General features: G+C 69.5%; 4 protein-coding genes. 1 reads left to right on the top strand and 3 read right to left on the bottom strand.

What is annotated here, in order from left to right; genetic code table 11:
• Nucleotides 1-250 (top strand): LGFP repeat-containing protein (locus AC2VON_RS15335; RefSeq protein ID WP_486953722.1); only part of this gene is annotated, 250 nt, incomplete at its 5' end.
• 68 nt (nt 251-318) lie between these two features.
• Here AC2VON_RS15335 and AC2VON_RS15330 read toward each other — a convergent pair.
• From AC2VON_RS15330 to AC2VON_RS15320, 3 genes are all read right to left on the bottom strand, one after another.
• Entirely contained in the window at nt 319-1407 is a 1089-nt protein-coding gene (locus tag AC2VON_RS15330; RefSeq protein WP_486953721.1) for an adenosine deaminase, read from the bottom strand.
• A 73-nt stretch (nt 1408-1480) separates the two neighbouring features.
• Nucleotides 1481-2755 carry a thymidine phosphorylase gene (locus tag AC2VON_RS15325; protein ID WP_486953720.1) on the bottom strand — a complete coding sequence of 425 codons (1275 nt, stop codon included), beginning with the start codon at nt 2753-2755 and terminating at the stop codon, nt 1481-1483.
• Nucleotides 2752-3022 (bottom strand): cytidine deaminase (locus tag AC2VON_RS15320; protein ID WP_486953719.1); only part of this gene is annotated, 271 nt, incomplete at its 5' end. The genes AC2VON_RS15320 and AC2VON_RS15325, both read right to left, overlap by 4 nt.

The raw sequence follows: 3022 nt of genomic DNA, 5'->3' as shown, positions 1-3022 counted from the left end.
GCAGAAGAACCCCGACGGCGGCGTCTTCCAGAAGTTCGACGGCGGTGTCATCGTCCACACCACCCGGTCCTACGTGGTCTGGGGCAAGATCCGCGACGAGTGGAACGAAGAGGGCGGCTCGCAGGGCAAGTTGGGCTACCCGACCAGCGACGAGACGAACACTGCCGATGCTGGCAAGCAGCAGACCTTCGAGCACGGCACCATCAGCTGGAAGCCCGGCGAGGAGGAAGCCACGGTAGTCGAGCACTGATCTACCCGGCCTAGCGAAGGCCGGGCGGCGCTACGGTTGCCCGGCCGCTTCTTCAGCTCGAAGTTCCATCAGCCGATCAGCACCGCGTAGCGCGGTTTGATCACTTCGTCGATGATCGCCAGCCGTTGGTCGAACGATACGAACGCCGACTTCATCGCATTGATGGTGAACCGCTCCAGATCGCTCCAGCCGTAGCCGAACGTCTGCGATAGCGCCAGCATCTCCTTGCTCATGGTGGTGTCGCTCATGAGCCGGTTGTCGGTGTTGACGGTCACCCGGAAACGGGTCCGAGCCAGCAGGTCGAAGGGGTGCTCCGCGAGGTTGGCGACAGCACCGGTCTGCACGTTGGAACTCGGGCACAGCTCCAGGGGAATCCGCTTGTCCCGCAGGATCGACGCCAACCGGCCTAAGCGGACGCTTCCGCTGGGCTCCACACTGATGTCGTCGACGATTCGCACCCCGTGTCCGAGCCGGTCCGCACCGCAGAACGCGATCGCCTCGTGGATGGACGGTAACCCGAATGCCTCGCCGGCGTGGATGGTGAACCGGGCGTTGTGGTCCCGCATGTACTCGAACGCATCCAGGTGCCGGCTCGGCGGGAAGCCGGCTTCGGCACCGGCGATGTCGAACCCCACCACGCCGTTGTCCCGGAACCGGATCGCCAACTCGGCGATCTCCTTCGACAGCGCTGCATGGCGCATCGCGGTGACCAGGCAGCGCACGGTGATGATCTGGCCGGCGGCGACGGCGTCGCGCTCCCCGTCGGCGAAACCGGTCAGCACCGCATCGGTCACCTCGTCGAACGACAGCCCGCCCTCGATGTGCAGCTCAGGAGCGAAACGCACCTCGGCGTACACCACGGAGTCGGCGGCCAGGTCCGCCACGCATTCGCGGGCCACCCGGTGCAGCGCCTCGGGCGTCTGCATCACGGCCACCGTGTGCGAGAACGGCTCCAGGTAGCGTTCCAGCGAGCCGCTGTGCGATCGGGTGTGAAACCAGGTTTCCAGCGCGTCGGCGTCGGTGGCGGGCAGGTCGTCGTAGCCGATCTGACCGGCGATGTCCAACACGGTGGCCGGGCGCAGCCCGCCGTCGAGGTGGTCGTGCAGCAGCACCTTGGGCGCGCATCGGATCAGCTCCAGGCTCAACGGCTCTGCCACCGGCGCCGCTCCTGGCCGTCGCTTGCGTCCCTCGCAAGCGGGAGGTGCCCCCACTGCGTCGTCGCGGGCGTGCTCACGGATCGATCCGATCGATGACCAGTGACCGCGGGGCCGGTGGTGCGTCGGCAACGCGCCAGCCGCCGCGCAGTTCGGTCAGCGCGGCGGTGAAACGTTCCGGGGTGTCGGTATAGAGCGTGAACAACGGCTCGCCGGCGATCACCGGTTCGCCGGGACGGCGATGGATGCGCACGCCGGCGCCGGCCTGCACCCGCTCGCCCGGGCGCGCGCGACCCGAGCCGAGCCGCCACGCCGTCATACCCACCGCCCTCGCGTCGATGTCTCCCATTGTGCCGCCCCGGGGCGCGGTCACCGTCTCGCAACATGCGCCGATGGGCAACGGAACCGAAAGGTCGCCGCCCTGAGCGGCGACCAGCGCGGCGAACCGGTCCATCGCGGTGCCGTCGCGCAGGGTCTGCGCCGGGTCGGTGCCGTCGATGCGCGCGATCGTCAGCATCTCGGCGGCCAGGGCCACCGTCAGCTCCACCACGTCGGCGGGGCCGCCGCCGGCCAGCACGTCCAGCGCCTCGGCCACCTCCAGGGCGTTACCGACGGTCGCGCCCAGCGGGGAGTTCATGTCGGTCAGCAGCGCGCGGGTAGGCACCCGGTGCGCCGCACCCAGCTCGACCATGAGACGTGCCAACTCGCGGGCCTGCGCCGCCGATTGCATGAACGCCCCGGAGCCGACCTTGACATCGAGAACCAGCGCGCCGGCCCCTTCGGCCAGCTTCTTGCTCATCACCGAGCTGGCGATCAGCGGCACCGACTCCACGGTGGCGGTGACGTCGCGCAGCGCATACAGCTTGACATCGGCCGGCGCCAGCCGGCCGGCCGCGAAGATCGCCGCGCCCACATCGGCGACCTGTGCCCGGACCCGCTCACCGGAGAGCGCCGCGTCAAAGCCCGCGATCGACTCCAGCTTGTCCAGGGTGCCGCCGGTATGGCCGAGTCCGCGGCCGGACGCGCTCGGCACCGCGCCGCCGCAGGCGGCGACGACGGCGACCAGCGGCAGGGTGATCTTGTCCCCCACCCCGCCGGTGGAGTGCTTGTCCACGGTCACCAGGCCGGGGAAATCCATCCGCTCGCCGGAGTTCATCATCGCCGCGGTCCAACGCGCGGTTTCTTGCGCGTCCATGCCGCGCAGGAAGATTGCCATCAGCAACGCCGACATCTGTTCTTCGGCGATCTGACCACCGGTGTAGGCGTCGATGATCCAGTCGATCGCCGCGTCGGACAGCCGCTGCCCGTCGCGCTTGGTGCGGATCAGCGTGGGGGCGTCGAAACCGGTCACGGCAGGCGCTCCGGGCCGAACGCGTCGGGCAGCAGGTCGCCGAGCCGGCGCGGCCCGCCCGGGTGATCGATCCACAGCCCGGGACCGCCGTGCTCCAGCAGCACCTGGCGGCACCGCCCGCACGGCATCAACACCGCCCCAGCGGCATCCGCGCAAGCCAGCGCGACCAGTCGCCCGCCGCCGCCGGCGTAGAGCGCAGACACCACACCGCATTCGGCGCAGAGACTCAGGCCATATGAGACATTCTCCACATTGCAGCCGGTGAGC

It is taken from the genome of Mycobacterium sp. TH-M82 (genome assembly GCF_057473605.1).
The sequence above is the reverse complement of the archived record's forward strand: the minus strand, read 5'-3'. Positions and strand labels throughout refer to the sequence as shown.